Annotated in this window: 23 protein-coding genes, 2 tRNA genes and 1 pseudogene; 7 read left to right on the plus strand and 19 right to left on the minus strand. The window is 71.4% G+C overall.

Translation table 11 applies throughout. From position 1 onward, the window contains the following. Window positions 1–28: 28 nt before the first annotated feature. The gene (locus tag KO717_RS12610) at window positions 29–1498 is read right to left on the minus strand and encodes a catalase (protein WP_301366567.1); all 1470 of its coding nucleotides are present in this window, start codon (window positions 1496–1498) and stop codon (window positions 29–31) included. A gap of 130 nt (window positions 1499–1628) precedes the next feature. Here KO717_RS12610 and KO717_RS12615 point away from each other — a divergent pair, with 130 nt between their 5' ends. Beyond that, the gene (locus KO717_RS12615; protein ID WP_030010854.1) at window positions 1629–2045 is read left to right on the plus strand and encodes a Fur family transcriptional regulator; all 417 of its coding nucleotides are present in this window, start codon (window positions 1629–1631) and stop codon (window positions 2043–2045) included. A 129-nt stretch (window positions 2046–2174) separates the two neighbouring features. Here KO717_RS12615 and KO717_RS12620 read toward each other — a convergent pair. Together KO717_RS12620 and KO717_RS12625 are read right to left on the minus strand one after the other, a co-directional pair. After that, window positions 2175–2248, minus strand: a tRNA-Met gene (locus KO717_RS12620). 47 nt (window positions 2249–2295) lie between these two features. Beyond that, entirely contained in the window at window positions 2296–2910 is a 615-nt protein-coding gene (locus tag KO717_RS12625; protein WP_301366570.1) for a TetR/AcrR family transcriptional regulator, read from the minus strand. Window positions 2911–2999: 89 nt separating this feature from the next. Here KO717_RS12625 and KO717_RS12630 point away from each other — a divergent pair, with 89 nt between their 5' ends. After that, window positions 3000–4076 carry an NAD(P)/FAD-dependent oxidoreductase gene (locus KO717_RS12630; protein ID WP_301366572.1) on the plus strand — a complete coding sequence of 359 codons (1077 nt, stop codon included), beginning with the start codon at window positions 3000–3002 and terminating at the stop codon, window positions 4074–4076. A gap of 27 nt (window positions 4077–4103) precedes the next feature. Here KO717_RS12630 and KO717_RS12635 read toward each other — a convergent pair whose 3' ends face one another. From KO717_RS12635 to KO717_RS12645, 3 genes are all read right to left on the minus strand, one after another. Beyond that, complete coding sequence (locus KO717_RS12635) at window positions 4104–5966, minus strand: tetratricopeptide repeat protein (protein ID WP_437184499.1); 1863 nt, start codon at window positions 5964–5966, stop codon at window positions 4104–4106. Between the two features lie 201 nt (window positions 5967–6167). Continuing rightward, window positions 6168–6241: transfer RNA gene (locus KO717_RS12640), tRNA-Met, on the minus strand. A gap of 49 nt (window positions 6242–6290) precedes the next feature. Beyond that, a complete protein-coding gene (locus tag KO717_RS12645) occupies window positions 6291–9170 on the minus strand; it encodes a UPF0182 family membrane protein (protein ID WP_301374493.1) in 2880 nt (959 codons plus the stop codon). 130 nt (window positions 9171–9300) lie between these two features. On the opposite strand from KO717_RS12645, the gene KO717_RS12650 reads away from it, so the two are divergent. Next, on the plus strand, window positions 9301–9870 hold the full coding sequence (locus KO717_RS12650) for a PPA1309 family protein (protein WP_030385939.1): 570 nt from the start codon (window positions 9301–9303) through the stop codon (window positions 9868–9870). 36 nt (window positions 9871–9906) lie between these two features. On the opposite strand, the gene KO717_RS12655 is transcribed toward KO717_RS12650, so the two are convergent. The 4 genes from KO717_RS12655 to KO717_RS12670 form a co-directional block, all read right to left on the minus strand. Further along, window positions 9907–10992 (minus strand): YlbL family protein, encoded by a 1086-nt coding sequence (locus tag KO717_RS12655; protein WP_301366574.1) that lies wholly within the window; start codon window positions 10990–10992, stop codon window positions 9907–9909. A 145-nt stretch (window positions 10993–11137) separates the two neighbouring features. Continuing rightward, window positions 11138–11353, minus strand: coding sequence for a hypothetical protein (locus KO717_RS12660; protein ID WP_301366575.1), 216 nt, complete (start codon window positions 11351–11353; stop codon window positions 11138–11140). Between the two features lie 179 nt (window positions 11354–11532). Next, on the minus strand, window positions 11533–11994 hold the full coding sequence (locus KO717_RS12665; protein ID WP_301366576.1) for a molybdenum cofactor biosynthesis protein MoaE: 462 nt from the start codon (window positions 11992–11994) through the stop codon (window positions 11533–11535). 146 nt (window positions 11995–12140) lie between these two features. Continuing rightward, entirely contained in the window at window positions 12141–13307 is a 1167-nt protein-coding gene (locus tag KO717_RS12670; protein WP_301366578.1) for an SDR family oxidoreductase, read from the minus strand. A 192-nt stretch (window positions 13308–13499) separates the two neighbouring features. On the opposite strand from KO717_RS12670, the gene KO717_RS12675 reads away from it, so the two are divergent. Continuing rightward, window positions 13500–14906, plus strand: a complete 1407-nt coding sequence (locus KO717_RS12675; protein ID WP_266604695.1) for a zinc-dependent metalloprotease — start codon at window positions 13500–13502, stop codon at window positions 14904–14906. Beyond that, the gene (locus tag KO717_RS12680; RefSeq protein WP_301366580.1) at window positions 14903–15433 is read left to right on the plus strand and encodes an NUDIX hydrolase; all 531 of its coding nucleotides are present in this window, start codon (window positions 14903–14905) and stop codon (window positions 15431–15433) included. Before KO717_RS12675 ends, KO717_RS12680 begins: the two co-directional genes overlap by 4 nt. A gap of 77 nt (window positions 15434–15510) precedes the next feature. Here the strand turns inward: KO717_RS12680 and KO717_RS12685 are convergent, their stop codons facing one another. From KO717_RS12685 to KO717_RS12700, 4 genes are all read right to left on the minus strand, one after another. Continuing rightward, window positions 15511–16266, minus strand: a complete 756-nt coding sequence (locus tag KO717_RS12685; RefSeq protein WP_301366582.1) for an AIM24 family protein — start codon at window positions 16264–16266, stop codon at window positions 15511–15513. Window positions 16267–16283: 17 nt separating this feature from the next. Further along, the gene (locus tag KO717_RS12690) at window positions 16284–16964 is read right to left on the minus strand and encodes an AIM24 family protein (RefSeq protein ID WP_266384777.1); all 681 of its coding nucleotides are present in this window, start codon (window positions 16962–16964) and stop codon (window positions 16284–16286) included. A 20-nt stretch (window positions 16965–16984) separates the two neighbouring features. Next, a complete protein-coding gene (locus KO717_RS12695) occupies window positions 16985–18625 on the minus strand; it encodes a TerD family protein (RefSeq protein WP_301366584.1) in 1641 nt (546 codons plus the stop codon). Window positions 18626–18799: 174 nt separating this feature from the next. After that, window positions 18800–19438 (minus strand): M48 metallopeptidase family protein, encoded by a 639-nt coding sequence (locus KO717_RS12700; protein ID WP_437184500.1) that lies wholly within the window; start codon window positions 19436–19438, stop codon window positions 18800–18802. A gap of 125 nt (window positions 19439–19563) precedes the next feature. On the opposite strand from KO717_RS12700, the gene KO717_RS12705 reads away from it, so the two are divergent. Next, window positions 19564–20697, plus strand: a complete 1134-nt coding sequence (locus KO717_RS12705) for a ThiF family adenylyltransferase (RefSeq protein ID WP_301366587.1) — start codon at window positions 19564–19566, stop codon at window positions 20695–20697. A 71-nt stretch (window positions 20698–20768) separates the two neighbouring features. After that, the gene (locus tag KO717_RS12710) at window positions 20769–22097 is read left to right on the plus strand and encodes an ABC1 kinase family protein (protein WP_301366589.1); all 1329 of its coding nucleotides are present in this window, start codon (window positions 20769–20771) and stop codon (window positions 22095–22097) included. Window positions 22098–22110: 13 nt separating this feature from the next. On the opposite strand, the gene KO717_RS12715 is transcribed toward KO717_RS12710, so the two are convergent. The 5 genes and pseudogenes from KO717_RS12715 to KO717_RS12735 form a co-directional block, all read right to left on the minus strand. Beyond that, the gene (locus KO717_RS12715) at window positions 22111–22317 is read right to left on the minus strand and encodes a hypothetical protein (RefSeq protein WP_301366591.1); all 207 of its coding nucleotides are present in this window, start codon (window positions 22315–22317) and stop codon (window positions 22111–22113) included. Between the two features lie 100 nt (window positions 22318–22417). After that, window positions 22418–22747, minus strand: coding sequence for a hypothetical protein (locus KO717_RS12720; protein ID WP_301366593.1), 330 nt, complete (start codon window positions 22745–22747; stop codon window positions 22418–22420). Beyond that, window positions 22744–23113: pseudogene (locus tag KO717_RS12725) on the minus strand (WhiB family transcriptional regulator). The gene KO717_RS12720 and the pseudogene KO717_RS12725 overlap by 4 nt, the downstream one beginning before the upstream one ends. A 180-nt stretch (window positions 23114–23293) precedes the next feature. Further along, window positions 23294–23605 carry a hypothetical protein gene (locus KO717_RS12730; RefSeq protein ID WP_301374495.1) on the minus strand — a complete coding sequence of 104 codons (312 nt, stop codon included), beginning with the start codon at window positions 23603–23605 and terminating at the stop codon, window positions 23294–23296. 179 nt (window positions 23606–23784) lie between these two features. Beyond that, complete coding sequence (locus KO717_RS12735) at window positions 23785–26019, minus strand: ATP-dependent DNA helicase UvrD2 (RefSeq protein WP_437184635.1); 2235 nt, start codon at window positions 26017–26019, stop codon at window positions 23785–23787. Between the last annotated feature and the right edge of the window lie 53 nt (window positions 26020–26072).

Consider the following 26072-nt stretch of genomic DNA (forward strand, 5'->3'; position numbering starts at 1 on the left):
GGCGTCCTGCTACGGCAAGCGCTCCGTGTCAGCCGCGGAGGGCCTGGACCGCGGCTTCGAGCCGCTTGCCGAAGTCACCGTCCGCCTGGCGGAAGTTGTTGATCGCGCGCTCGACGATGTCGTCGCGGGAGACCTTGGCGATGAAGCCGGACAGGTTCTCGATCAGACGCGACTTCTCGTCCTCCGAGTACAGGCGGTAGAGGTTGCCCGCCTGGACGAAGTCGTTGTCCTCGCTGTGGACGGCGGCGGCGTGGTTGCCCGTGCCACCGGTCACGTCGATGGGCTGCCACAGCGGGCGGTCCGTCTGGTGCGGGCCGCCGAAGCTGTTCGGCTCGTAGTTCTTCGCGCCCTTGTGACGGCCGTCGTACAGGTAGCCGTCGCGGGAGTTGGTGCGCGCCTCGGTGGCGTGCGGGCGGTTCACCGGCAGGTGGTCGGCGTTGATGCCGACGCGGTAGCGGTGGGCGTCGCCGTAGCCGAAGAGGCGGCCCTGGAGCATCTTGTCCGGGGACGGACCGATGCCGGGGACGAAGTGCGCCGGGCTGAAGATGCTCTGCTCGACCTCGGCGAAGACGTTCTCCGGGTTGCGGTTGAGCTCCAGCTTGCCGATCTCGATCGGCGGGTAGTCCTCGTGCGGCCACACCTTGGTGAGGTCGAACGGGTTGAAGCGGTACTGGGCGGCCTCGGCCGCGGGCATGATCTGGACCTGCACGGTCCAGGTCGGGAAGTCACCGCGCTCGATCGACTCGCGCAGGTCGCGCTGGTGCGAGTCGGGGTCCTCACCGGCGAGCCGGTTGGCCTCGGCCTGGGTGAGGTTCTTGATGCCCTGGTCGGTCTTGAAGTGGTACTTGACCCAGAAGACCTCGCCGGCCTCGTTGTTCCACTGGAACGTGTGCGAGCCGTAGCCGTTCATGTGGCGGTAGGACGCCGGAATGCCGCGGTCACCGAACAGCCAGGTCACCTGGTGGGTCGACTCGGGCGACAGACCCCAGAAGTCCCAGACGTTGTCCGCCTCCTGCGAGCCCGTGTACGGGTCGCGCTTCTGGGTGTGGATGAAGTCGGGGAACTTGATGGCGTCCTTGATGAAGAACACCGGGGTGTTGTTGCCGACGAGGTCGTAGTTGCCCTCTTCGGTGTAGAACTTCAGCGCCCAGCCGCGGGGGTCGCGGACCGCGTCGGCGCTGCCGAGGTTGCCGGCGACGGTGGAGAAGCGCAGGAAGGTCTCGGTCTCCTTGCCGACCTCGGACAGGAACTTGGCCCGGGTCCACTGCGAGACGTCGCGGGTCAGCGTGAAGGTGCCGTACGCACCGGCGCCGCGGGCGTGCACCACGCGCTCCGGGATGCGCTCGCGGTTGAAGTGCGCGAGCTTCTCGAGCAGCAGCTGGTCCTGGACCAGGACGGGGCCGCCGAGGCCGGCGGTCTCGCTGTTCTGGTTGTCGGCGACCGGCGCTCCGGCCTCCGTGGTGAGCGGTCCCTGCGTCACGTGCGCCTCCTGCGTCATCCCTGCATGTCCTGTCCTTGGCGTTTGCCGTAACCGATCCTACGATGGACTTTGTCTAAGTCAAGTAAGCATCCAAGTCCGCACCGGTTCGGGAGTTACACCGAATCCCCTCACTGTTAGGCTGATGTCTATGAGTGACCTGCTGGATCGACTTCGCGGACGCGGCTGGCGCATGACGGCGCAGCGGCGTGTCGTGGCCGAGGTGCTCGACGGTGACCACGTGCACCTGACGGCCGACGAGGTGCACGCGCTCGCGGTGGCCAAGCTGCCCGAGATCTCCCGTGCGACCGTCTACAACACCCTGGGCGAACTCGTCACCCTCGGCGAGGTGCTGGAGGTCTCCACGGACCGCCGCGCCAAGCGGTACGACCCGAACGCGCACCGGCCCCACCAGCACCTGGTCTGCGCGCAGTGCGGCGCGATCCGCGACGTGCACCCGGCGGGCAACCCGCTGGCCGACCTGCCGGACGCGGAACGCTTCGGCTTCGTCGTGTCGGCGGTCGAGGTGACGTACCGCGGCGTCTGCCCGAACTGCGCGGCCGCCTGAGCACACGAACGCGCAAGGGCCCGACCCCTCAGGGGGCCGGGCCCTTGCGCGTTCACCTTCTTGCAGGCGGAAATCGATCGGGAACGACTCAGGGCCCGGATCCATTGGATCCGGGCCCTGAGTCTTCAGTAGCGGGGACAGGATTTGAACCTGCGACCTCTGGGTTATGAGCCCAGCGAGCTACCGAGCTGCTCCACCCCGCGTCGGTAAACCCAACGTTACGTGAAGGCCCACGGCAGATGCAAATCGGTTAACCGGCCAGCCCCCGGTGCAGGAGCGAGGTCAGCATCTCCACCACCTCGTCGTCGTCGAGCCCGGCCCCGCCGGTCATGGCGGCGTACCCCAGCATCGAGATCATCGCCCCCATCGCCGCGGCGACCAGTTCGGGGTCTCCGGGCAGCTCATGGCCCTGTTCGCGCATGTACGCGAGGTGCTCGCGCAGGGGCGCGGTGTCCTCGACGAGGCGCCCCCAGACCCGCCCCGAGCCGGGCGGTTCGGCCATGGACTTCTGGAAGAGGGCGACGACGACGGGCAGATGGTCCCGGAAGGCGTCCCAGGTGACCGCCACATGCGTCCGCAGCTGCGCCCGGTCGGCGAGGTCGTGCTCGCGGGGGTGATCGTCGGCACCGACCGCCGCATCCACCTGGGCCCCCATGTCCGCGAGCAGCGCGTCCAGCAGCTCGTCCTTGCCCGCGAAGTGCTCGTAGAAGGACCCGGTGGACCGGCCGGCGGCCTTGGTGATGTCGGTGATCTTCGTCTGTACGTAGCCGCGCTCCAGGAAGAGCACCCGCGCCGCCTCCTTGAGTGCCGCCTCCGTGCCGGCCGCCCGCTCCTTGCGCACACCCACCGCGATCCCCGTTCCCACTTGACGCCGTCTTCTCGGCCTCATCATACTGAACCGAGTTTCACCGAATCGATATTCAGTGAATGTGCATTCAGCGAAAGGGGTCGGGCATGCGTGTGTCAGTCATCGGGGGCGGAGTCGCCGGAGCGGCGAGCGCGATCGCCCTGCGCCGCGCGACCGGCGCGGAGGTCACGGTCCACGAGGCGTACGAGGATCCGGCCGGACAGGTGGGGTCGTACCTCAGCCTCGCCGTCAACGGGCTGCGGGGGCTGGACGAGCTGGGCTGCCTCGCCGAGGTCCAGGCCGCCGGGTTCCCGGTCGCCTGGCAGCGGATGTGGTCCTCCTCGGGCAAGCTCCTCGGGGAGGTGCCGCGCGGCCGGCTCTCCTCGGACAGCCTGCACAGCACGACGCTGCTGCGCGGGCGGCTGGTGGAGGTGCTGCGCACCGAGGCGGTCCGGGCCGGAGCCCGGATCGAGACGGGGCGGCGGGTGGGCCCGGCGGACCTGGACGCGGACCTGGTGGTGGCGGCCGACGGCATCTGGTCCGCCACCCGCTCGGCGCTGGACCCGGCGGCGCCGCAGGTGCGGTACGCGGGGCTCTACTGCGTGTCGGGGGTCTCCGAAGGCGTGCACCTCACCCCTGGCACCTACCACTTCGTCTTCGGCCGGCGGGGGGCGTTCCTGTGTGTCCCGGCGGCGGACGGAACGGTCTGGTGGTCGGCCCAGGTGCCGGCCCCGGAGCCCCCGGAGCCGGCGGAAGTCACCCAGGCCCTGCTGGCGGAGCTGTACGGCAAGGAGGAGCTGCCGCTGTCCCTGATCCGGGCGGCCACCCGCGTCGACCGGCCGATGCCGATGCACCGGCTGGCGGACGTGCCCGTCTGGCACGACGGGCGCACCGTCCTGATCGGCGACGCGGCCCACCCGGTCGGGGCCGGGCAGGGCGCGTCGATGGCGATCGAGGACGCGGTGGCCCTGGCCCGGTGCGTCGCGTCGGTTCCGGGCGTGGAGGCGGCCCTGGCCGAGTACACCCGGCTGCGCCGCCCTCGGGTGGCCCGGATGACCCGGGCCGCGGCGACGAACCGCGACGCGAAGACCCCGGGCACGGTGCGGCGCCGGGTCAACGACCTGCTGATGCCGATCGCCTTCCGGCACGTCTACGCCCGCTCCACCTCCTGGCTCTACCGCTAGGAGCCGGAGCGGGCGCCCCGCCGGGGCTCAGGCCGAGAGTTCCTCGGCCAGGGCCTCGCGGAGCCGGGCCGCGCGTTCCGAGACCTCGGCCGGGCCCAGTTCCATGGCGCGCACGCACCACTTCTGACCCTCCGCGAGGTCCCCGTGGCGGGCCGCGAGCAGGCCGAGGCGCAGGGCGGCGCGGCCGTGGCCCGCCACCGCCGCACGGGTCCACCACAGGGCGGCCTCCGGCTCGCTCCCCTCGCGGGCCAGCAGCAGCCCGAGGTTGAAGGCGCCGTTGCGGGAGCCGGCCTCGGCCGCCTCCCGGTACCAGCGTGCGGCGACGGCCAGGTCGCCGCGGGCGGCGGCCAGCATGCCGACCCGCACCTGGGCCCGGCGGTGCCCCAGCTCGGCGGCCCGCTCGTACCACTCCTCGCTCTCCGTGCGCGGGGCGCCGCCCACGGGCTCACCCAGGGCCACCGGCTCCGGCGGCGGGGCCAGCGACTCCAGCAGCGCGGCCAGGCGGAACGCCGCTTCCGCGCTGCCGCCGCCCGCCGCGCAGCGCAGGTGCCGCTCGGCCGCGCGGTCCTCGCCGTCCCGGACCAGCGCGATGCCGACCTGCAGCGCCGCGTCGGTGTGACCGGCCGACGCTGCCCGCTCGTACCACTTGAGCGCCGTCCGGTCCTCGTCGCGGCTGGCGAACAGGATCCCGAGGTTGAACGCGGCGTCGACGCTGCCCGCCTCGGCCGCCTTCGAGAACCAGGGCTCGGCGCCCGCCGCGTCCCCGACCTGGAGCAGCATGATCGCCAGCGCGTTGGCCGCCTCGCGGTGCCCGGCGTAGGCGGCCCGCCGGTACCACTGCTCGGCCTGCGCGGTCCGGTCCTGTGCGACGCACAGCAGAGCAAGGTTGTACGCCCCGTTCTGGTCGCCCGCGTCCATGGCGGTCCGGTACCAGCGCTCCGCGGTCTGGGTCTCGCCGCGTGCGGCGTGCAGCGCGCCCAGCGCGTTGGCGGCGTTGCCGTCGCCGTCCTGCGCCGCCCGGTGCCACCACACGGCGGCGCTCTCCTCGTCGCCGGCGTCGCGCAGCAGGAAGCCGAGCGCGCACGCCGCCCGGGCCTCCCCCTGCTTGGCGGAGGTCAGGTACCAGCGCCCGGCCTCCTTGAGCTCGCCGCGCGCCTCCAGCAGGGCGCCCAGGTGCAGGGCGGCGCGCCGGTGCCCGCGCGCGGCCGCCTGCCGGTACCACTGCTCGGCCTCGGTGGGGTCGCCCTTGCGCAGGTGCCTGGCCAGCCGGTACGCGGCTTCGCGGTGCCCCTGTTCGGCGGCGGCGCGGAACCACCGCTCGACGCCCTTGTCCCCGCGGTGCTCCAGCAGGTCGGCCAGCCCGTACGCGCCCAGCGCGTGGCCGGACTCGGCCGCCTGCCGCATCCAGTACTCGGCGGCGGGCTCGTCCCCGCGCTCGCGGAAGTAGCGGCCGAGGGCGTGCGCGGCGGGGGCGGACCCGGCGACGGCGGCGACCCGCCACCAGCCGGCCGCGTCCTCGGGGTAGCCCCGCTGGTGGAGCAGCACGCCGAGGTTGTTCGCGGCGGCGCGGTCCCCTGCGCCGGTGGCTCCGCGCAGGTAAGGTTCGGCGCCGTCGAGGTCGCCGCGGCGCAGCAGCAGCGCGCCGAGCACGCTCATGGCGCCGGGGTCGCCCTTGTCGGCGGCCACCCGGTGCCGTGCTTCCAGCTCGGCGTCGCTCGCCGCGTCGGTCTCGGCGAACATCTCCTCCGCGCTGTGCTTGTCCAAGAAGTCCGCATCGGTCAGTGCGGTCTGCGCGTCGGCGACCGGAGCCGCCCCCTCGGCCTCTGTGTCCGTCCCGGACTCCGCCCTCACAAACCGCCCTGTCTCCAGCAGAGTTGACCTGTCCCCCATAAATCCCATCGTCGCATCACCTGCTACCCGCGTACACCTGGTATGTCGCAGCCAGTGAGGTCACTACAGCGTTTTGTCGACATGCCCACAGTGAGGTAAGTCAAACACGCTCCACCCACAAGTCACCCTCCCCGGCTACCGCGTGTCCTCCCCGGACATGACGAAGGCCCGGATCCCATGGATCCGGGCCTTCATCTTCAGTAGCGGGGACAGGATTTGAACCTGCGACCTCTGGGTTATGAGCCCAGCGAGCTACCGAGCTGCTCCACCCCGCGTCGGTGAAACCACAGTATCACGACGCGGGGTGGAACCATTACCCATTGATCACTGGCCGGCCGGGGTGGGCGCGGTCAGCTTCGCCTCGGCCTCGATCGCCCGCTTCAGCGCGGCCTTGATCTCGTCCTGGGCCTTGCCGAAGGCCGCCCAGTCACCGGCCTGCCGGGCCTTCTCGGCATCCTCGATGGCCTTCTGCGCGTCGGCGAGCGCCGCCTTCACCGTCGGGTCCTGGATGGTCGGCGGTGTGACGGTGCCCTCGCCCGGCGGCTGCTCCGGCGGTACCGGAACGGTCGGCGCCTCGGCCCCGAAGACCACGTTCAGCGCCTTCTCCAGGGTGTCCTCGAAGGCCGTCTGGTTGCCGTAGGTCACGAGCACCTTGCGCAGCAGCGGGTACTTCAGGCCGGAGCTGCGGACGTAGACCGGCTCGACGTAGAGCATCCCGCCGTCGAGCGGCACCGCGAGCAGGTTGCCGTACTCGATCTCCGAGTCGCCGCCGCGCAGCAGGCGGATGGATTCGGCGATCTTCGGTTCCGACTGGAACTTGCTCTGCACCTGACCGGGGCCGTCCGGCGGCTTGCTGGTCGGCATCTTCAGAATGCGGATCTTGCCGTAGTCCGGGGTGCCCGGATCGGCGTTGACCGCCATGAAGGCACTCAGGTTGGGCCGCTCGTTCGGCGTGAACGTCGTGGTGAGCGAGAAGACCTGGTCCTTCTCCTTCTGGCCCGGCATCTTCATCGACAGGTAGTACGGCGGAACGGCCGTACCGGCCTTGGTCGTCGGGTCGTCCGGGACCGCCCACGCCTCACTGCCGCTGAGGAAGGTCTGCGGGTCGGTGACGTGGTACCGGGTCAGCAGTTCGCGCTGGACCTTGAAGAGGTCCTGCGGGTACCGCAGGTGTTCCATGAGCGGCTTGGCGATGTCGGCCTTGGGCTTCACCGTGCCCGGGAACGCCTTCATCCAGGTCTTCAGGACCGGGTCCTGGGTGTCCCACTGGTACAGGTCGACCGAGCCGTCGTACGCGTCGACGGTGGCCTTCACCGAGTTGCGGATGTAGTTGACCTGGTTCTCCTGGGCGACCACCGCGCGCTGGCTGTTGGTCAGCGAGTCCGCGGTGCTCTGGCCCAGGGTGGTGCGCGAGGCGTACGGGTAGCCGTTGGTGGTCGTGTACGCGTCGACGATCCACTTGATCCGGCCGTCGATCACGGCCGGGTAGGGCGCGCCGTCGATGGTCAGCCACGGGGCGACGGCCTCGACGCGCTGCTTGGGCGTGCGGTTGTACAGGATCCGCGAGCCGTCGCCGATGGCGCCCGAGTAGAGGATCTGCGGCTCGTTGAACGTGAGCGCGTACGCGGCCCGGTTGACCGGGTTGTCGAGATTGACGCCGGAGTCGCCCTTGTAGCTCGTCTCCTTCTCGCCCTTGTCGTCCGAGTAGTCGAGCTCCTTCTGCGGACCGCCGACGATCGAGTACTGCTTCGTCTGCTCGCCGTAGTAGACGCGCTGCTCGAAGTCAGTGCCGAACACGCCCTTGGAGGGCAGGTCGGACTGGGTGAAGTCGGGAGCGCCCTCCTTCACGGTGGTGCCCTTGGCCGCGACCACGCCGTAACCGTGCGTGTACTTGAAGTGGTCGTTGATCCAGTTGTTCTTCGGGATGCCGCCGATGTTCAGCTCGCGCAGCCCGATGACCGTGTCCTGGCCGCTGTACCGGTCCACGGCGAGCGTGGACGGGAAGGCGTAGTAGCCCTTGACCTGCTGGAGCTGCTGGAAGGCCGGCGAGACGATGTTCGGGTCGAGGATGCGGATGCTGGCCGTGGTGTCGGCCTGCGGGCGCAGCTTGCCCCGGTCCTCCGTCTGCGGGACGCCCGGGTAGTCCGTGACCTCCGAGCCGGCGATGCCGTAGGCGTCGCGCGTGGCCTTGATGTTCTTCTGGACGTACGGGGATTCCTTGGCCTGCTCGTTCGGCTGGACCTGGAACTTCTGCACGATCGCCGGGTAGAGCCCGCCGATCAGGATCGCCGAGAGCACCATCAGGCCGAAGCCGATGACCGGCAGCTGCCAGGTGCGGCGCCACAGCGTCGCGAAGAACAGCACCGCGCAGATCGCGGCGATGGCCACGAGGATCGTCTTCGCCGGCAGGTAGGCGTTCGCGTCGACGTAGCGCAGGCCCGTCCAGTTGTCGGCGGCCTTGAAGTCGCTGGACTTCACGGCGAGCCCGTACCGGTCGAGCCAGTAGGCGACCGCCTTGAGCGTGACGAACAGGCCGAGCAGCACCGACAGGTGGCCGGTGGCGGCGGCGGTGGCCCGCGCGCCCGGGCTGGTCACGCGCAGTCCGCCGTACAGGTAGTGCACGACGGCCGCGGCGATCACCGACAGCACGACCGCGGCGAAGCCGAAGCCGAGCAGGAAGCGGTACCAGGGCAGGTCGAAGGTGTAGAAGGACACGTCCATGTGGAACTGCGGGTCCTTCGAACCGAAGGGCACCCCGTTCACGTACATGAGCCAGGTCTTCCACTGGCCGGCCGCCGAGGCGCCCGCGATCAGGCCGACGAGCACCGCGATGCCCAGGAGCAGCCACTTCTTGTACGGGGCGATGCTCATCCGGTAGCGGTCGAGGCTCTGCTGTTCCATCGACATCGCGCTGAGCGGCGGCCGCAGCCGGTGGGCCAGCCAGATGTTGAAACCGACCGCACCGGCCATCAGCAGACCGAAGACGGCGAAGAGGCCGATCTTGGTCCACAGGGTGGTGGTGAAGACGGTCGAGTACTTCACGGAGCGGAACCAGAGCCAGTCAGTCCAGAAGCCCGCGAACATGATGAAGAGCATGGCCAGGACGGCCAGCACGCCCAAGGTCATCAGGAGAGTTCGGGCCCGCCGGGAGGGGCGGCCGACTCTCATCCGTGGCCCGGAAGGGCCTCCGCCGCGGTCCGGCATCTGGAAAGCCAAGGTGCGCACCTCGAAAGTCGCTGAGTCTGGTAATGAACGGGCCCCCGATCGTAGAGCCCACTCATGCAACTTACTGAGGCTTTGCTCAGTTCCCGGTAATCGATGGAAAGGAGGCAGGATGTTGCCCATGTCCAACCTTTCGCCTTCCCCCGGCACCCCCATGGCGGCCAGTCCGCTGACCCGAGCCTGCCTCGAGATCGACGAGTACGCGGCCGGCCTCGGCTGGGACAAGCCCGCGCGGCTCTTCGCCCTCGTCGACACCGCACGGCTCAAGAAGCAGGAGCCGCGGCTGGCGAGCCAGCTCGGTCTCGACCAGGACGACGCCGGCAAGTCCTCCCTCACCCCCATCGAGCAGGACGAGGTCCCGAAGGGGACGCCGCTCGACAAGTTCCTCGGCACCATCGCCTGGCCCGACGCCGTCGTCGGCTGCGCGCTGACGGTGGAGCGCCTGATGCTGCCGCCGTCCGCGGAGGCCTCCGTACCGGAGGGCCTGAACGACAAGCAGCTGTCGAAGTGGGTCGCCGGGCACCCGGAGCGGCAGGAGGTGCGCCTCACCGTGGCCGTGCTGCGCGACGGATCGCGCGAGTCGGCCGTACGGCTGCGCGAGAAGGACTCCTCGACGGAGGTCCTCACCGGTGCGGGCCTGGTACCCGGCCTCGCGGAGGCCCTGGCGGCGACCTTCTCGTAGGTCCTGTCCGTCAGGGGGACGGAGGAGCGGTCCGGGCTAGCGCGTGCACTGCGGCAGCCCGGCCGTGTCCCCCTTGCTGATCTTCTCCAGTGCCTTCGTGGCGTCGTCGATGGTGGACACCTTGACCAGGGTCAGCCCGTCGGGGACGTGGGAGGCGGCGGAGGCGCAGTTCTCGGCGGGCGTGAGGAAGTACTCGGCGCCGGCCTTGCGGGCGCCGATGGTCTTCATCTGGATGCCGCCGATGGGGCCGACCTTGCCCGCGTCGTCGATGGTGCCGGTGCCCGCGACGAACTTCCCGCCGGTCAGGTCCTCCGGGGTGAGCTTGTCGACGATGCCGAGCGCGAACATCAGCCCGGCGCTCGGGCCGCCGACGTCGGCGAGCTTGATGTCGATCGTGAACGGGAAGGCGTGGTCGGTGCCCGCCCGGATGCCGACGATGGCGTGGCCGTCGCCCTCCGCCTTGCCCGCGGTGATCGTCAGCTTCGAGGTGGCGGGGTCGTCGTTGCCGGCCTTCGCCGCCTCGGCGGCCTCCTTGGCGGGCACGATCGTGAACTCCACCGGCTCACCCGGCTTGTGCTTGGTGACGAGCTTGGCCACGTCCTCGGGGGCGGTGACGGCGGTGCCGTCCACGGCCTTGACCACGTCCCCGGCGTGCAGGCGGCCCTCGGAGGGGCTGTCCTTGACCACGGTGGAGACGATCACCCGGGCGGTGACCGGGATGCCGAGCTGCTTCAGGGCCGCCACCTTGGCGCTCTGCTGCGACTGGCTGAACTCCTCGGCGTTCTCCTGGGTGGACTCCGCCTCCGTCTTCCCGTTCGGGTAGAGGTTCTCGTGCGGGACGACGATGTTGTCGCCGGCCAGCCACCCGTAGACCGCTTCCACCAGGCTCATGTCGTAGTCCGCACCCGTGACGCGGACCGTGGTCATGTTGAGGTGACCGCTGGTCGGGTACGTCTTGCGTCCCGCGATGTTGAGGACGGGCGCGCCGTGCGAGTCCCCGAGCGTGTTCACGGTCGGGCCGGGGCTCATCTCGGAGTACGGGACCTTGATGAACACCCCTGCGCAGAGCAGCGCGAACAGCACCAGGGTGGAAGCGAGCATCGTCGCGGTGCGGCGTGGCATGGATCCGACAGTACGGGACGGCCCTGGAGGGCGGCCCTCGGGGCCGGTCCGTACGGGGCCCGTACGCGAAACTCTCAGCGGAATCTCACCGAAGGCAGCGGACCGGAGCGGGACGGTCGCGGAGCGTGGAGCGGCGGAGGGCGTCTCAGACGGCGTCGGAGGCGGCGGGGGTGGACGGGGAGGAGTGGGCGTCGGCCTTCACCCTGGCCTGATCGGCATTGGCCATGGCTTCCCGGAATCGCGCGTAACCCGCGAGCTCGGATATGTCACCCTGTGTGCGGTCGCGTGCCGCCCAGCTGCCCCATATCGCCGCTCCGATCGCGGCGAACAGCGGAATCAGCAACCACGCCAAAGACGCCATGGGCGTGCCTCCCTACCCCGAAGTACGTTTCGTTGGTGGCTTCAACGCTCGTGCCCGTGGGGGGGTTACGCAAATCGAGGGCGTGTTGCGCGGCCGAACGGGTGCGAGGCTACCGCCTTCCGGGTGGCGCTCGGTGACCGGGGGTTCAGCAGGCGCCGGCGGCCTGCGCGGCCCGGGCCTCAGCAGGCGCCCACCCACTCCTCCGTGCCGTCGCTGAACGTCTGGTGCTTCCAGATCGGGACCTCGTGCTTGAGGTCGTCGATCAGCATCCGGGCGGCCTCGAAGGCCTCGCCGCGGTGCGGGCAGGACACGGCGACGACGACGGCCAGGTCGCCCACGGCCAGGTCACCGACGCGGTGCACGGCCGCCAGGGCGCGGACCGGGAACTTGGCCACGACGCGCTCGGCCACGCGGCGCATCTCGGCCTCGGCGGTCGGATGGCAGGAGTAGCCGAGCGAGTCGACGTCCGCCCCGCTGTCGTGGTTGCGCACCGTGCCGACGAAGAGCGTCGTACCGCCCGACGCGTCGTCGCCGACGGCCTGGAAGACCTCGTCGATCGACAGGGGGGTCTCGCGGATCTGGAGCAGCCGGATCGGGTCCGAAGCGGCCTGCTCACCGGGGTGGTCGAAGTGCGGTGCCATGCCTTCATCGTGCCCTAGCGGCTGACACGGCGAAATAGCAGATTCGCCCGGGGCGGGAACGCCGCCTTGGGAGCCTCCTACAGGGCGGACCCGCGGAATCCCGCGGTCCGGCCGGCCGGCGCGCGCGGCGCCGGGGCCGGGGCCGGTCAGATCCCGCGCCGCTTGCGCGCCAGGCGGACCGCGGCGGCCGCGCCCAGCAGGGCCACCGTCGCGCCGGCCGCACCGGCGGCCGTGGCGGCGTCCCTGCGGCCCAGCCGGCGGCCCGCGACCGTGTGGCGGCCCGAGACCTCCTGGAGGAGCTCGGCGAGCACCTCCTCGTTGGTCCAGCGCGGCCGCCAGCCCGCCGCGTGCAGCCCGCTGACGCTGACCACCCACGGGTGCATCGTGTAGGCGAGGTCCCCGGCCGGGGACGGGGTCAGGCCGATCCGGTGCAGCCGGGCCGCCGCTCCCAGGGCGACCGCGGAGGGGAGCTCCATGCGGCGGATGCCGCTCAGCTCCTCGACCTCCTCCTGCTCCAGCCAGCCCTCGCAGCCCACGGCCAGCTCGCCCTCGACCTTCTCCAGGGCCGCGTACTCCAGGGCGCTGACCAGGTCGTCCACGTGGCAGAACTGCCAGGTGGGACGGGATCCCGCCACCACGAGCAGCCGCGGGGACTCGAAGTACCGGGTCAGGGCGGTGTCCGTGCCGCCGACCAGGACGGCCGGGCGGATCACGGTGACGTTCAGTCCGGGGTGCGCGCGCGGGGCCCGGCGGCCGAGGCGCTCGATCTCCAGCAGATCGCCGACGCCGGTCGCCTCGGCGGTGGCCCGCAGCTCGGAGTCCTCCGACAGCGGGATGTCGTTGTCCGGCAGGGCCCCGTAGACCATCGCCGAGGTGCAGAGCACGACCCGGTGCACGCCGGCCGCGGCGGCGGCCGTCAGGACGGTCTGCGTGCCGCGCACGTTGTACGCCGTACGGGCGGCCGGGTCGGTCTCCAGGTCGAGGTCCAGCGCGAGGTGCACCACGACGTCCGCGCCGCGCAGCTTCTCGGCGATGGCGGGGTCCCGTACGTCGAGGATGTGCCACTGCGCGGCGGCGCAGTCCCCCCGCCGCTCGTCGATGGCGACGACCTGCTTGACCTCGTCGGAGGCGGCCAGGCGGCTCACCAGGGCCGCGCCGACGCCCGAGGCGGCGCCGGTCACGGCGATCACCGGGCTGCGCCGGCGGATTCCCTCCGGGTTTCGCGGCTGGCGAACGCCGGGGGCGCTGTCACCGTGCTCGGAGCTGTTTTCGTCGTCGTGCATCGCGCGAAACTGCGGATCTGGGGAACTCACCGGGCGTCTCCAGCGGTTGTCTTCAGTAGGGACGCGTCGTGACGCGTACCCACCAGGTGATGTCCATCCTGCCGCAGCCCAGGAGTCGGCGGAGCACCGAGCCCGGATGCGGCCGCGGTGTCTACGCTGGGTGGTGTTGTCGGACCATTGCCCGTCGGCTCCCGCCGGCGGCCCTACGAGCCGAGGAAACCCGTGAGCGACACCCCATTCGGATTCGGCCTTCCGCCGGAGGAGCCGGAGAACGGCGACGATGGCAAGAAGAAGGGCAACCAGGGCGGTCAGGGCGGCCCGGCGAATCCCTTCGGGTTCCCCGGCATGGGTCTGCCGGGCGGGGCGGGCGCTCCCGGAGCGGACAACCCGTTCGCCGCGATGTTCGGTTCGATGAACCCGAACGACCTCGGTGCCGCCTTCCAGCAGCTCGGCCAGATGCTGAGCTACGAGGGCGGTCCCGTGAACTGGGACATGGCCAAGGACATCGCCCGCCAGACCGTCGCGCAGGGCACCGCGGACGGTGTGAAGGACACGAGCGTCGGCGTCGCCGAGAAGTCCGCAGTCGAGGAGGCCGTGCGCCTCGCCGACCACTGGCTGGACGGGGTGACCTCCCTTCCCTCGGGCGCCACCACGGCCGTGGCCTGGAGCCGCGCCGAGTGGGTCGAGGCGACCCTCCCGGTGTGGAAGGAGCTCGTGGACCCGGTCGCGGAGCGGGTCGGCGCGGCCATGGGCGGCGTGCTGCCCGAGGAGATGCAGGCCATGGCGGGCCCGCTGCTCGGCATGATGCGCTCCATGGGCGGCGCCATGTTCGGCCAGCAGATCGGCCAGGCCGTCGGCACCCTCGCGGGCGAGGTCGTCGGCTCGACGGACATCGGTCTGCCGCTGGGCCCGGCCGGGAAGGCCGCGCTGCTGCCGCTGAACATCGAGAGCTTCGGCAAGGACCTGGGCGTGCCCTCGGACGAGGTGCGGCTCTACCTGGCCCTGCGCGAGGCGGCCCACGCCCGGCTCTTCGCACACGTGCCGTGGCTGCGCTCGCACCTGTTCGGCGCGGTCGAGGGCTACGCCCGCGGCATCAAGGTCGACACCTCGAAGCTGGAGGACGTCGTCGGCCAGCTGGACCCGTCCAACCCGGAGCAGCTGCAGGAAGCGCTCCAGGGCGGCATGTTCCAGCCGCAGGACACCCCCGAGCAGAAGGCCGCCCTGGCCCGCCTGGAGACGGCGCTCGCGCTGGTCGAGGGCTGGGTCGACGCGGTGGTGCACGAGGCCGCCAAGCCCCGGCTGACCTCGGCGGACGCGATGCGCGAGACCATGCGGCGGCGGCGCGCCTCGGGTGGCCCGGCGGAGCAGACCTTCGCGACGCTGATCGGCCTGGAGCTGCGCCCGCGCCGGCTGCGGGACGCCTCGCGGCTGTGGGCCTCACTCACCGACGCCCGGGGCGTCGACGGCCGTGACGGCCTGTGGGAGCACCCGGACATGCTGCCGACGGCCTCCGACCTGGACGACCCGGACGGGTTCGTGCACCGCGAGCAGCTGGACTTCTCCGAGATCGACAAGATGCTCGGCGAGGCCGCCGAGAAGCGCGAGCAGGACGGCGACGAGAAGAAGTGAGCCTGCACGAAGACGCGGTCCTCGTCCTGAAGTCGCACGAGGACCAGAGCGAGCTGCGCGATCTCTACCTGGAGCACCTGGCGGCCCACCCGGACGGGGTCTACAAGCCCTGCGAGGCGGGGCACGTCACGGGCAGCGCGCTGGTGATCGACCCGGTGCGGGGGCGCGTCCTGCTGACCCTGCACAAGAAGCTCGGCATGTGGCTCCAGATGGGCGGCCACTGCGAGGCGGGTGACGCGACCCTCGCCGACGTGGCGCTGCGCGAGGCCTGTGAGGAGTCGGGCATCGCGTCGGGGCTGACCCTGCTCGAAGGCGGGCCGGTGCGCCTGGACCGGCATCCGATCCCGGCGCCGTGCAACTGGCACCTGGACGTGCAGTACGCGGCGCTGGCTCCGGCCGGCGCGGTGGCGGAGATCAGCGAGGAGTCCCTGGACCTGCGCTGGTTCCCGTACGAGGAGGTGGCGGCGGTGGCCGACACGTCCGTCGTACGGCTGCTGGAGGCGACCTTGGCCCGGCTCGGCGGCTGAGCACACCGGCGCCGCGCGTGGACGCGGCGAAGGGGCGGTCCCTGGTGGGTCCGCCCCTTCGCCGTGCCTGGGAACCGTCAGTTCCAGGCGTTGTTCTGGTTCTGCGCGTGGGAGCCGTGCTGGCCCATGCCGAACTGCGCGGCGACGCCCTGGCCGAGCTGGGCGTTCTGCGGCGGCAGCACCTCGCTGGGCTGCACCAGCGCGAAGCCGGTGCCGAGGAAGCTCAGTTCCCAGCCCTCGCCGGTGTTGCCGCGCCGCCGCCACACTCCGCTGGAGTGCGTCTGGGCCTGCATCTGGACCCGCAGGGAGGTGGACCAGGCCACGATCGCGTCCGCGTCGGCATTGACGTACTTGTCGGGCGTGACCTGCATCATCAGCGGCTGGCCGGAGGTCATCAGCGCGACCTTGCCGCGGCCGGAGATGTTCAGCTGGTACTTGCCCGAGCCGGAGATCCCGTACTGGCTGTCCACCGCGATGACCTCGGTGTGCAGGGTGGAGTCCAGGGCCAGCACGTAGCTGCTGTCGACCGTGAGGCCGTCCTGGTCCACGTCCACGACGTGCACGTACTGGGCCAGGTTGGCCAGGTAGACCGTGCCCTGCCCGGAGCAGCGCATGAGGTCCAGGCCCTCGCCGGTGCGGCGGCGGGCGTTGCGCTGGTTGGTGGTCTGGTACTCGCCGTCGAAGTCGATGAGTCCCTGGTAGGCGACCATCGCGCCCTTACGGGCGAGTACGTCGTCGGAGCCCGTCAGCGAGACCCGCAGCAGCTGCGGGTTCTGGATGGCGTACCGCTCCTGGGACTGCGCCTCGGCGTGGGCGAAAAGTGCGCTCTGCATGATGTGTCCGCTCCCCCTCAGCCCCGGGCCCGGAGCCGGTCGGTGCTGTCCTCGCTGGGCTGTACGACGACGATGCCCTGGCCGGAGAAGGCCATCTGGTAGGCCTCCCCGCTGCCCCGGCCGATCATCGACGAGGCCTTGAAGCTGCGCTTTCCCTTGACCTTGAGATTCGGCGACCAGGCGACGAGCGCGTCGGGGTCGACGTACGTCTCGTCCTCGCCGCGGCCGCAGTCGACCACGATCGGGGTGCCCCGGGAGGTCAGGGCGACCCACCCGGTGCCCGCGACCTGCACGTTGAACAGGCCCTGGCCGGCGAACTTGGCGAGACCCTTGACCCGCTCGACGCCCCACTGGAGGTGCGCGTCGAAGGCGAGCAGGTTGGTGCCGTTGACCGAGAGCGAGTCGTTGTTGAGGTTGATGACGACCACGTCGGCACCGTAGTCGGCCAGGTAGAGCAGGCCGTCGCCGGTGCACTTCATCAGCGGCGCACCTTCGCCGGTGATCCACTGCGAGGCCATCTGGCGGACGGCCGGAGGGTTGGGCTCGTACTGGACGAAGCCCTCGTAGGCGACCATCGAGCCGGTGCGGGCGAAGAGGTCCTGGCCGCTCTGCATGGCGACCTTGAGCATGGCCCGGCCGTGGTTCTCCATGCGGGCCGTGACGGGGGTCGGGGCGAAGCCCGCGAGTTGCTGGTTCATTGCGTTCATGTCGGGCTCCCTCAGACCTCGTACGGCTGGACGACGATGAAGTTGCCGGGAGCACCGCGGAACTGGAGGTTCACGGTCTCCCCGCTGTGGCCGGGGTAGGCGTTGCGCCGCAGCCGGACCTGGCTGGAGATGATCACCTGCGAGGCGGAGGACCACGCGACGATGGCGTTGCTGTCCGCGAAGGTGGTCGGGGTGACGGGCAGGACCACCGGGACGCCGTGCGTCTTGACGATGACCGTGCCGGTGCCCTGGAACTGCATGGTGAACAGGGCGCCGCCGGGGATGCCGTGGCCCTCGATCCGGCGGACCTCGTGCTGGAGCGACTCGTCGAAGGCGAGGACGGCCTCGGCGGAGACGCAGATCCCGTCGCCCTGGAGCTCGATGGCGTGCAGGTGGGCGCCGTTCTCCGCGAGGAAGACCTGGCCGCGGCCGGTGCAGCGCATGAGCTGCATCTCCTGGCCGGTGGCGTTGCCGACGATGCGGCCGGCGAAGCCCGCGCCCTTGTAGCTGAAGTCGACCTTGCCCTGGTACAGGACCATGCTGCCCTGACGGGCGAGGACGGCCTGGCCGCCCATCGACAGGTCGACGCGCATGAGCTGCTGGTTCTGCGGGGTCCAGCGGGTGCCGGTGGGGGCTTCCTTGTACGGCTGGAGCGCGGCGGCGAGGCCGGCGCCGGCGGCGGGTACGCCCTGCGGGGCGTAGCCGGGCTGCTGGCCCGGGAACTGGCCGGGGACCTGGCCGGGGACCTGACCGGGGACCTGACCGTAGGAGGGCTGCTGCGGCGGCTGGCCGTAGGGCGCGGGGGCCGGTGCGGGCGGCGGCACCTGTCCGTAGGACGGCTGCGGCGGCTGGCCGTACGGGGCGGGGGCCGGCGGGGCGAGCGGCGCGGCCATGGTGGGCGCGGCGTGCACCGGGGCCGGGGCCGGGGGCTGCTGGTACTGCGGCTGCGGGACGGCGCCGGGCGCGGGCACGGGCGCGCCGAAGGACGGCGCGGGGGCCGGGGCCTGCGGGGCGTGCGGGGCGGGGGCCGGGGCGCCGAAGGCCGGGGCCGGTGCGGCCGCCTGGGGCGGCGGGGCGAATCCGGGCGAGGCCGCGGCCGGGGCCGGCTGCGCCGGCTGCGCGTCCTCGGCGACCTCGCCGCCGAAGTTCCGCAGCAGCGCGTCGAGCCCGCCGTCGAAGCCCTGGCCGACGGCGGCGAAGCGCCACACGTCCTTCAGGTAGAAGTCGCCGAGCATCACGGCCCGCTCGGTGGTGAACTCCGAGCCGGTGAAGGAGTACCGGACGACCTCTTCGCCGCCGGCCACGATCCGGATGTAGCCGGGGCCGATCTGCGACATCTGTCCGGCACCGTCGATGGTGGCGGTGAAGGACAGTTTGTGGATGGACGCCGGAATGCGGTCCAGCGTCACCCGGAAGGATTCGGTGTCGCCCGACTGCGCACCGAGTTGCTGAATGGACTCTTCCGGAGACTTCGGCTGATTGAAGAAGACGAAGTAACGGTCGTCCGACAGCTGCTCGTTGGCGTCGAGGCCGAAACAGCTGATGTCGAAGGCGAGTCCGGATCCGGCGATCTGGACGCCTACGTACAGATCGGTGCCCGCCGTGAGATCACTGATCTTGGCCTTGTGGCCGCGTTGGAATTCCCTGGCCATACGTACGACCGTCCCCCATCCCGACTGTGAATGCGTGGCGCTCAGGCTAACGGCAATTGCCGACATCCGGCCAAGCCGGTACCGACCCGGTACAAAACACTGCGTGCGGCACGAGGGGCGGCGGGCGGGCCGGCGGGTGGGTCGGCGGGCGGGCCGGCGGGCGGGCCGGCGGGCTCATTCCTCGCGGGCGGCGGGGACCTTCGGCAGTCGCTCGGCGGCGACCACGCCTTCCAGGTAACCGCGGGCCCGCTCGGTGCGCGGGTAGGCCTCCAGCAGCTCCCAGAAGCGGGGGCCGTGGCCGGGTACGAGGAGGTGGGCCAGCTCGTGCAGGAGCACGTAGTCGACCACGTACTCGGGCATCCCCTGGAGCCGGTGCGAGAGCCGGATGCTGCCTTCGGCGGGGGTGCAGGAGCCCCAGCGGGTGTTCTGGTTGGTGACCCAGCGGACCGTGCGGGGGCGGGCGCGGCCGTCGAAGTACTGCTCTGACAGCTGCTCGGCCCGCTCGGTGAGCTCTGCGTCCCCGAAGGTGCGTTTGCTCTCCTGGGCGGCCAGCTTGTCGAGCATGACCCCCACCCAGCGCTGCTCCTCCGCCTCGGACATCCGGGCAGGGATGAGCACGACCGTACGGTCACCCTCGCGGTAGGCGGATACGGTCCTGCGGCGGCGCGCGCTCCGGCGGACTTCGACGGCGCGCTGCGGTGGGTCGGCGGACACGCCACGACGGTACCCGGTCGTGGTGGCGGAAGTCCCGCCCGTCCGCGGTTCGAACACGAGGGATTCGGGGCCGATTTCCGGAACCCCATTTCCCTTCATCTCATATGCCTAATACCTCGCACCTGTGGACAAATTCCTGCACGGATTCCGGTGGGCGGGCACTGTTTCGGAAGAGCGGGAAACGGGTGGTGCGCATGCGCACGGGATATCGAGGGGGACGGGACATGTATCCGAAGGTGAAGCCGGCGCTGGCGCGGGCGTGGCGGGATCTGCAGACGGTCCAGTTCGGGGTGACGCCCGCCCACGCGGTGGTGCTCGGCCCCGTGGACACGGCGACGGGCACGCTGATCGACCGGATCGACGGCACCCGGGGCATGGAGCTGTTGCGGGCCGAAGCCTCGGGGATGGGGCTGCCGGACGGCCGGGCCGACGAGGTGGTCAGGACGCTGGCGGGAGCCGGCCTGCTCGACGACGTCACGGCGGGCGGTCCACGGGCCCAGGCCCTGCGGGGGCATCCGGAGACCGTGGAGCGGCTGGGGCCCGACCTCGGTTCGCTGTCCCTGGTCCACCGGGAGCCGGGCGGGGACTTGCGGGGGATCGCCGCCCGCCGGTCGATACGGGTGCGGGTGCGCGGGAGCGGCCGGGTGGGGGCCGTGATCGCCGCGGTCCTGGCGGGAGCCGGTGTGGGCCGGGTGGAGGTGCTCGACGGGGGCCGGGTGGAGCCGGCGGACGTGGCACCGGGCGGGCTGGACCCCGGGAGCGTGGGCCGGCCGCGGGCCGAGTCCGCGGGCAGGCTGGTGCGTGGGGCGGCCCCGGGGCGCACCCCGAGGGCCGGGGAGGACGAGGGGGCGGAGCCCGGGCTGGCCCTGGTGGTGGTCGCGCCCCGGGACGGCCTGCACGCATGGGCCCCGGATCCGGACACCGCGGCCGACTGGATCGCCGCGGGCATCCCGCACCTGTACGCGGGGGTGTTGGAGGGGACGGGGCTGGTGGGGCCGCTGGTGCTGCCGGGGTCGACGGCGTGCGCAGGGTGCATGGAGCGCGACCGCGTGGACCGGGACGCGGCCTGGCCGAGGATGCTCGTGCAGTGGCGTTCGGCCCACCGCCGCCGCGCAGGTGCCGCCTGCGACCTGGGGCTGTCCACGGCGGTGGCCGGGCTGGCCGCGGCCCATGCGCTGGCCTTCCTCGACGGACAGTTGCCCGCGTCCACGGCCTCCCGCTGGGAGGCTGCCCTCCCCGCCGTGCACTGGGAATCCACGCCGGTCCACCCGCATCCCGACTGCCCCTGCGGGGCGGGCGGGTCACCGGAAGAGGATCGGGCGGGGTGCGGCCGGGAGGGCCATGACAGGATGCGCTGAGGCTGTCGGGTCGGCGGAGCCCTTCCTGAATCCGCCGTTCGCGGCGCAGCTGTCTGGGACTTGGAGGGGCTATGTCTGATCTTCCCCGGAAGGCGGTCACCCGTACCGTCAAGCTGGCCGCGCTGCCGCTCGGCATAGCGGGCCGGGCCACGTGGGGGCTGGGCAAGCGGATCGGGGGCAAGTCCGCGGAGATCGTGGCGCGTGAGCTCCAGCAGCGCACCGCCGAGCAGTTGTTCCGCACCCTCGGGGAGCTGAAGGGCGGCGCCATGAAGTTCGGGCAGGCCCTGTCGGTCTTCGAGTCGGCCCTGCCCGAGGAGGTCGCGGGGCCCTACCGGGCCGCGCTGACCAAGCTTCAGGAGGCGGCCCCGCCGCTGCCCGCGGCGACGGTGCACCAGGTGCTGACGGACCGTCTCGGCGCCGACTGGCGGGAGCTGTTCGAGGAGTTCGATGACAAGCCGGCCGCGGCGGCCTCCATCGGGCAGGTGCACCGGGCGGTATGGCACGACGGCCGACAGGTGGCCGTGAAGGTCCAGTACCCGGGGGCCGGTGAGGCGCTGCTGTCGGACCTGAAGCAGCTGGGCCGGTTCGCGGGCCTGTTGGGGCCGCTGATCCCCGGCATGGAGATCAAGCCGCTGATCAAGGAGTTGCGCGACCGGGTCGCGGAAGAGCTCGACTACGAACTGGAGGCCGAGGCCCAGCGGACGCACGCGGACGCCTTCGTGGACGACCCGGACGTCGTCGTACCGGACGTCGTGCACCAGGGCGACCAGGTGCTGGTGACCGAGTGGATGGAAGGGACCCCGCTGTCGGAGGTGATAGCCGACGGGACCCAGGAGGAACGGGATCGCGCCGGACAGCTGCTGGCCGGGTTCCTGTTCGCCGGTCCGGCGCGCACCGGCCTGCTGCACGCGGACCCTCACCCGGGCAACTTCCGGCTGATACCGGGGGCGGACGGCCGGACGCGGCTGGGCGTCCTGGACTTCGGCACGGTCGACCGGCTGCCCGGGGGCTGGCCCAAGCCCATCGGCAGGTCGCTGCGGATGACGCTGGACGGTGATGCCGAGGGGGTCTACGGGCACCTGCGCGCCGAGGGGTTCGTGAGGGAGTCCGTCGAACTCGATCCCGACGCGGTGCTGGACTACCTGAAGCCGATCATCGAGCCCGCCGAGGCCGAGGAGTTCACGTTCACCCGGCCGTGGCTGCGCGGCCAGGCGGCGCGGATCGCCGATCCGCGCTCCCCCGCCCACCAGTTGGGCCGGCAGATCAACCTGCCGCCGTCCTACCTGCTGATCCACCGCGTGACGCTGAGCACCATCGGGGTGCTGTGCCAGCTGGGCGCGACGGTGCGGCTGCGGGACGAACTGGACACCTGGCTGCCGGGGTTCGCCCCCGCCGAGTGACCGCGTAGGCGCGTCACCACCAGGACGAGTCGAGCCTGCCCTCGATCGACCGGAGGTTGGCGCGCGCGCAGTCGACGCAGAAGTACTGTCTGGTCCCGTTCTCCACCGAGCAGGTCCAGGTGGGTGGGATCTCGCCCGGGGCCTTGGCGCCACAGCCCGCGCAGATGACGGGCTGGGCCTCGGATCCCGACGGGCCGGGGTGGGGAGTCGGCTGGTCCACCTCCAGACGATATCCCCGCCGGGGGCGGACAGGCCCGCGCAACGCACCGGGGGGACCGGTCCGTGCGGACCGGTCCCCCCGGGGATGCTGCCGTCAGCTCTTACTGCATGACGGCCATGGCCAGCGCACGCCGGGCGCGCATGGAGACGCGCTCGGCACGCCGCTGCATGCGGCGGGCGGTGACCAGGCGCACGGCGTGGCGCTCGACGTCCACCTCGCGCATGAGCTCGTCCATATGGGCACGAGCCAGGGCTTCTGGGATGAGTTGCATTTCGCGGGTCCTGTTCTGACGCGAGGTGATCGCGCCGGTGGTGATGAAGTCTGCGTGGGCGGCGCCGTGGGGCTGCTCGCTCGTGGTGTAGGAGGTCATGAGGGCCTGCTTCAAGGGGTCGTGCGTCAGGGGGCGGTCGATGGTTCCGATGGCGGTCATGCCGCGACAACCGGGTTCTTGCGCGGACGGCCACGGGGACGCTTGCGGGCGACGACGACACCCTGGACGAAGAGCTCGCCACCCCAGACACCCCAGGGCTCGCGGCGCTCGATCGCTCCGGCGAGGCAGGCCTCGACCAGCGGGCAGGTGCGGCAGAGGGACTTGGCGTACTCGACGTCGGCCGGGGACTCGGCGAAGAAGACCTCGGGGTCGAAGGTACGGCAGGGGACGGGTACGCCGAGGTTCTCGATGGCGTCGTCGAGCGCGGTCAGCGCGGTGAGCGGGGTCAAGGTGTGGTCCTCCGGGACTGCGGGCGGGGATCAGTTGGGTCTGCGGTACGGACGGGGCGTGCGCTTCGAGTTGCACGGTGGTTTCTTCCTCGTCTTGTTCGGCTAGTCGTTCCGGCCGGTCGGCCGGGTTCGGCTGGTACCTGGCTGCCAGTCCCGAGGCCCCTTCGCTGCGTCGTCCCTGTTCGGGACAAAACAGAAGGGCCGCGGATCCCGGGTGGGGTTCCGCGGCCCTGAAGGCGCCGGCCTGATCATGCGATCAGGCTGGATCACTCCAGGGTTCGAGCCCGCGGAAGGCCCACATCAGGTGGTGCTGCTGCTTCGTCTGCTTCTTCTGGGATCCGGCACCGGCTGCGGCAGCGAATCCATAGGCGCCATGCGTCTGCGCTTCTGCTGCCAGTACTGCCACCGATGCCTTGGTCGGTCGCTCATTGCGCTCGCTGACCGGAAGGATCGCCAGCAGGGCGGGGCGGTCGGCGGAAATCGCGGACACACCGGTACCCAGGGTGGAGACGGAACCGAGCAGGCAGGAAGCGTCGACCGAGCGATCGGTCATTTTGGTGAAGGTCATGAAGCTGGTCACTGGTCTCGCCTCCTCTCGGCGTCTCGGGGACCCGGCCCGGGGGCCTGTCCCATACGTATTCGGATAAGTACAGCACGGATCCTGGGCTTCGGAGAAGCCACCGTTTCCGTTGCTAAGAACCTATGGGTCTTCGCTGGGCATGTGCAAACTATTTTTCCGACGAGTTTCTACGCGTCGTCAGGATGCCCGGCCCCAACCTCCTGACCTGCGCAGATGGCCAGGACCTCAGCTCCGTACCGATCAAGCTTACGGCCGCCGACTCCGGAGATCATCGAGAGCTCCCCCTCCTCGGACGGCGCGGCCTCCGCGATGGCCATCAGAGTCTTGTCCGTGAAGACGCAGTAGGCGGGCAGGCCTTGCTCCTTCGACTGGGCCGCGCGCCACTCCCGCAGCCGCTCGTAGAGGCCTTCGTCCATGTCGGACGGGCAGTCCTCACAGCGCATCAGCTTCAGCTCGCCGGCCTCGGTCAGGGTCTTGCCGCAGACCCGGCACAGCGCGGGACCGCGGCGCGGGCGCTTGCGCACCCCTCGCTCGGCCGCGGAGCCCGCTCCGGCGCCCCGGGCCGCGGAGCCCGGCCGCAGGCCGTTCAGGAAGCGGCTGGGGCGCCTGGAGGCCCGGCCGCCGGGGGCGCGGGAGACCGCCCAGGACAGGCTCAGGTGGATCCGGGCCCGGGTGACGCCGACGTAGAGCAGCCGCCGTTCCTCCTCGACCTGCTCGTCGGTCTTCGCATAGGTGATCGGCATCATGCCGTCGGTGAGGCCGACGAGGAACACGGCGTCCCACTCCAGGCCCTTCGCCGCGTGCAGCGAGGCCAGGGTGACGCCCTGGACGGTCGGGGCGTGCTGGGCGGCCTTGCGCTCGTCCAGCTCGATCGTGAGGTCCGCCAGGGTGGCCCCGGGGCGGGCGCGGGCGAAGTCCTCGGCGAGCCGGACCAGCGCGGCCAGCGATTCCCACTGGTCGCGCACGGCGCCGGAGCCGGCGGGCGGCTCCGTGCTCCAGCCGGTGGAGCTGAGCACCGCCCGGACCTGGGAGCCCAGTTCCACGACGTCGTCGAGCAGCGGGTCGTTCCCGCCGGAGCGGGCGGCTCCGCGCAGCGCGAGGATCGCCCTCTGGACCTCCTGGCGCTCGAAGAACCGCTCGGCTCCGCGCAGCTGGTAGGGGACCCCGGCGTCGGCGAGGGCCTGCTCGTAGACCTCGGACTGGGCGTTGATGCGGTAGAGCACGGCGATCTCGCCCGCGGGCACACCCGCGGCGATCAGGTCCCGGATCCGGTGGGCGACACCCTCGGCCTCGGCGGGCTCGTCCGCGTACTCGGTGTGGACGGGGTCGGGGCCGCTCTCGCGCTGCGAGACCAGCTCCAGCCGGTGCTCGGCGGCCCGGCCCTTGGCCTGGTTCAGGAGCCCGTTGGCCAGGTGGACCACCTGGGGGGTGGAGCGGTAGTCGCGGACCAGCTTGACCACCGTGGCCTGCGGGTAGCGGGTGCGGAAGTTCAGCAGGTGGTCGGGGGTGGCGCCGGTGAAGGAGTAGATGGTCTGGCTGGCGTCACCGACGACACAGAGGCTGTCGCGCTCGCCGAGCCACAGGTCGAGCAGCCGCTGCTGGAGCGGGCTGACGTCCTGGTACTCGTCGACGACGAAGTGCTGGTACTGGGTGCGGATCTGCTCGGCGATGTCGTGGCGGTCCTGGAGGATGCCGACGGTCAGGAGCAGCACGTCCTCGAAGTCGATCATGCCGCGGTCGCGCTTGAGCTGTTCGTACGTCCCGTAGATCTGGGCGATCTCGGCCAGGTCCCGGGGGGCCTCGCGGCCCGACTTGAGGGCGGCCACCGGGTAGTCGGCGGGCACGGTCTGGGTGACCTTCGCCCATTCGATCTCGCCGGTGACGTCGCGCAGCTCGTTGCGGTCGAGCCGGATGCGGCAGCGGGCGCCCGCCTCGGCGACGAACTGGATCTTGCGCTCCAGCAGCCGGGGCACCTCGCCGCCGACCGCCCTGGGCCAGAAGTACTGGAGCTGGCGCAGTGCGGCGGAGTGGAAGGTGCGGGCCTGGACCCCGCCCGCGCCCAGGGTGCGCAGGCGTCCGCGCATCTCGCCCGCGGCGCGGTTGGTGAAGGTGACGGCGAGCACACTGGCCGGCATGAGCTGCCCCGACCGGACGCCGTAGGCGATGCGGTGGGTGATCGCGCGGGTCTTGCCGGTACCGGCACCCGCCAGCACGCACACCGGTCCGCGCAGGGTCGTCGCGACCTCGCGCTGCTCCGGGTCGAGCCCCAGGAGCACCGCGTCGGCCGACTCGGCGGAGGCGGGGCCACCCGGGAACGATGAGGAGTGCGTTGCTGCTGTCACCCCGCCATGCTGCCAGGTCTCGTGAGTCGGGCGGGAAAATTGTCCACAGGCAGCACGTATCAGTCGTATCAGTCACACCGGGTGCGCGGGGGCGACCGTACGGGAATGGCCGC

This window comes from Streptomyces xanthophaeus, from assembly GCF_030440515.1.
Lineage (GTDB): Bacteria > Actinomycetota > Actinomycetes > Streptomycetales > Streptomycetaceae > Streptomyces > Streptomyces kutzneri.

Coding starts and splice junctions, on each gene's coding strand:
- KO717_RS12610 (WP_301366567.1), bottom strand. CDS start 1,498: ATGACGCAGGAGGCGCACGTGACGCAGGGACCGCTCACCACGGAGGCC.
- KO717_RS12615 (WP_030010854.1), top strand. CDS start 1,629: ATGAGTGACCTGCTGGATCGACTTCGCGGACGCGGCTGGCGCATGACG.
- KO717_RS12630 (WP_301366572.1), top strand. CDS start 3,000: ATGCGTGTGTCAGTCATCGGGGGCGGAGTCGCCGGAGCGGCGAGCGCG.
- KO717_RS12635 (WP_437184499.1), bottom strand. CDS start 5,966: ATGGGGGACAGGTCAACTCTGCTGGAGACAGGGCGGTTTGTGAGGGCG.
- KO717_RS12645 (WP_301374493.1), bottom strand. CDS start 9,170: ATGCCGGACCGCGGCGGAGGCCCTTCCGGGCCACGGATGAGAGTCGGC.
- KO717_RS12650 (WP_030385939.1), top strand. CDS start 9,301: ATGTTGCCCATGTCCAACCTTTCGCCTTCCCCCGGCACCCCCATGGCG.
- KO717_RS12655 (WP_301366574.1), bottom strand. CDS start 10,992: ATGCCACGCCGCACCGCGACGATGCTCGCTTCCACCCTGGTGCTGTTC.
- KO717_RS12660 (WP_301366575.1), bottom strand. CDS start 11,353: ATGGCGTCTTTGGCGTGGTTGCTGATTCCGCTGTTCGCCGCGATCGGA.
- KO717_RS12665 (WP_301366576.1), bottom strand. CDS start 11,994: ATGGCACCGCACTTCGACCACCCCGGTGAGCAGGCCGCTTCGGACCCG.
- KO717_RS12685 (WP_301366582.1), bottom strand. CDS start 16,266: ATGCAGAGCGCACTTTTCGCCCACGCCGAGGCGCAGTCCCAGGAGCGG.
- KO717_RS12690 (WP_266384777.1), bottom strand. CDS start 16,964: ATGAACCAGCAACTCGCGGGCTTCGCCCCGACCCCCGTCACGGCCCGC.
- KO717_RS12695 (WP_301366584.1), bottom strand. CDS start 18,625: ATGGCCAGGGAATTCCAACGCGGCCACAAGGCCAAGATCAGTGATCTC.
- KO717_RS12700 (WP_437184500.1), bottom strand. CDS start 19,438: ATGAAGGGAAATGGGGTTCCGGAAATCGGCCCCGAATCCCTCGTGTTC.
- KO717_RS12705 (WP_301366587.1), top strand. CDS start 19,564: ATGTATCCGAAGGTGAAGCCGGCGCTGGCGCGGGCGTGGCGGGATCTG.
- KO717_RS12710 (WP_301366589.1), top strand. CDS start 20,769: ATGTCTGATCTTCCCCGGAAGGCGGTCACCCGTACCGTCAAGCTGGCC.
- KO717_RS12720 (WP_301366593.1), bottom strand. CDS start 22,747: ATGACCGCCATCGGAACCATCGACCGCCCCCTGACGCACGACCCCTTG.
- KO717_RS12730 (WP_301374495.1), bottom strand. CDS start 23,605: ATGACCTTCACCAAAATGACCGATCGCTCGGTCGACGCTTCCTGCCTG.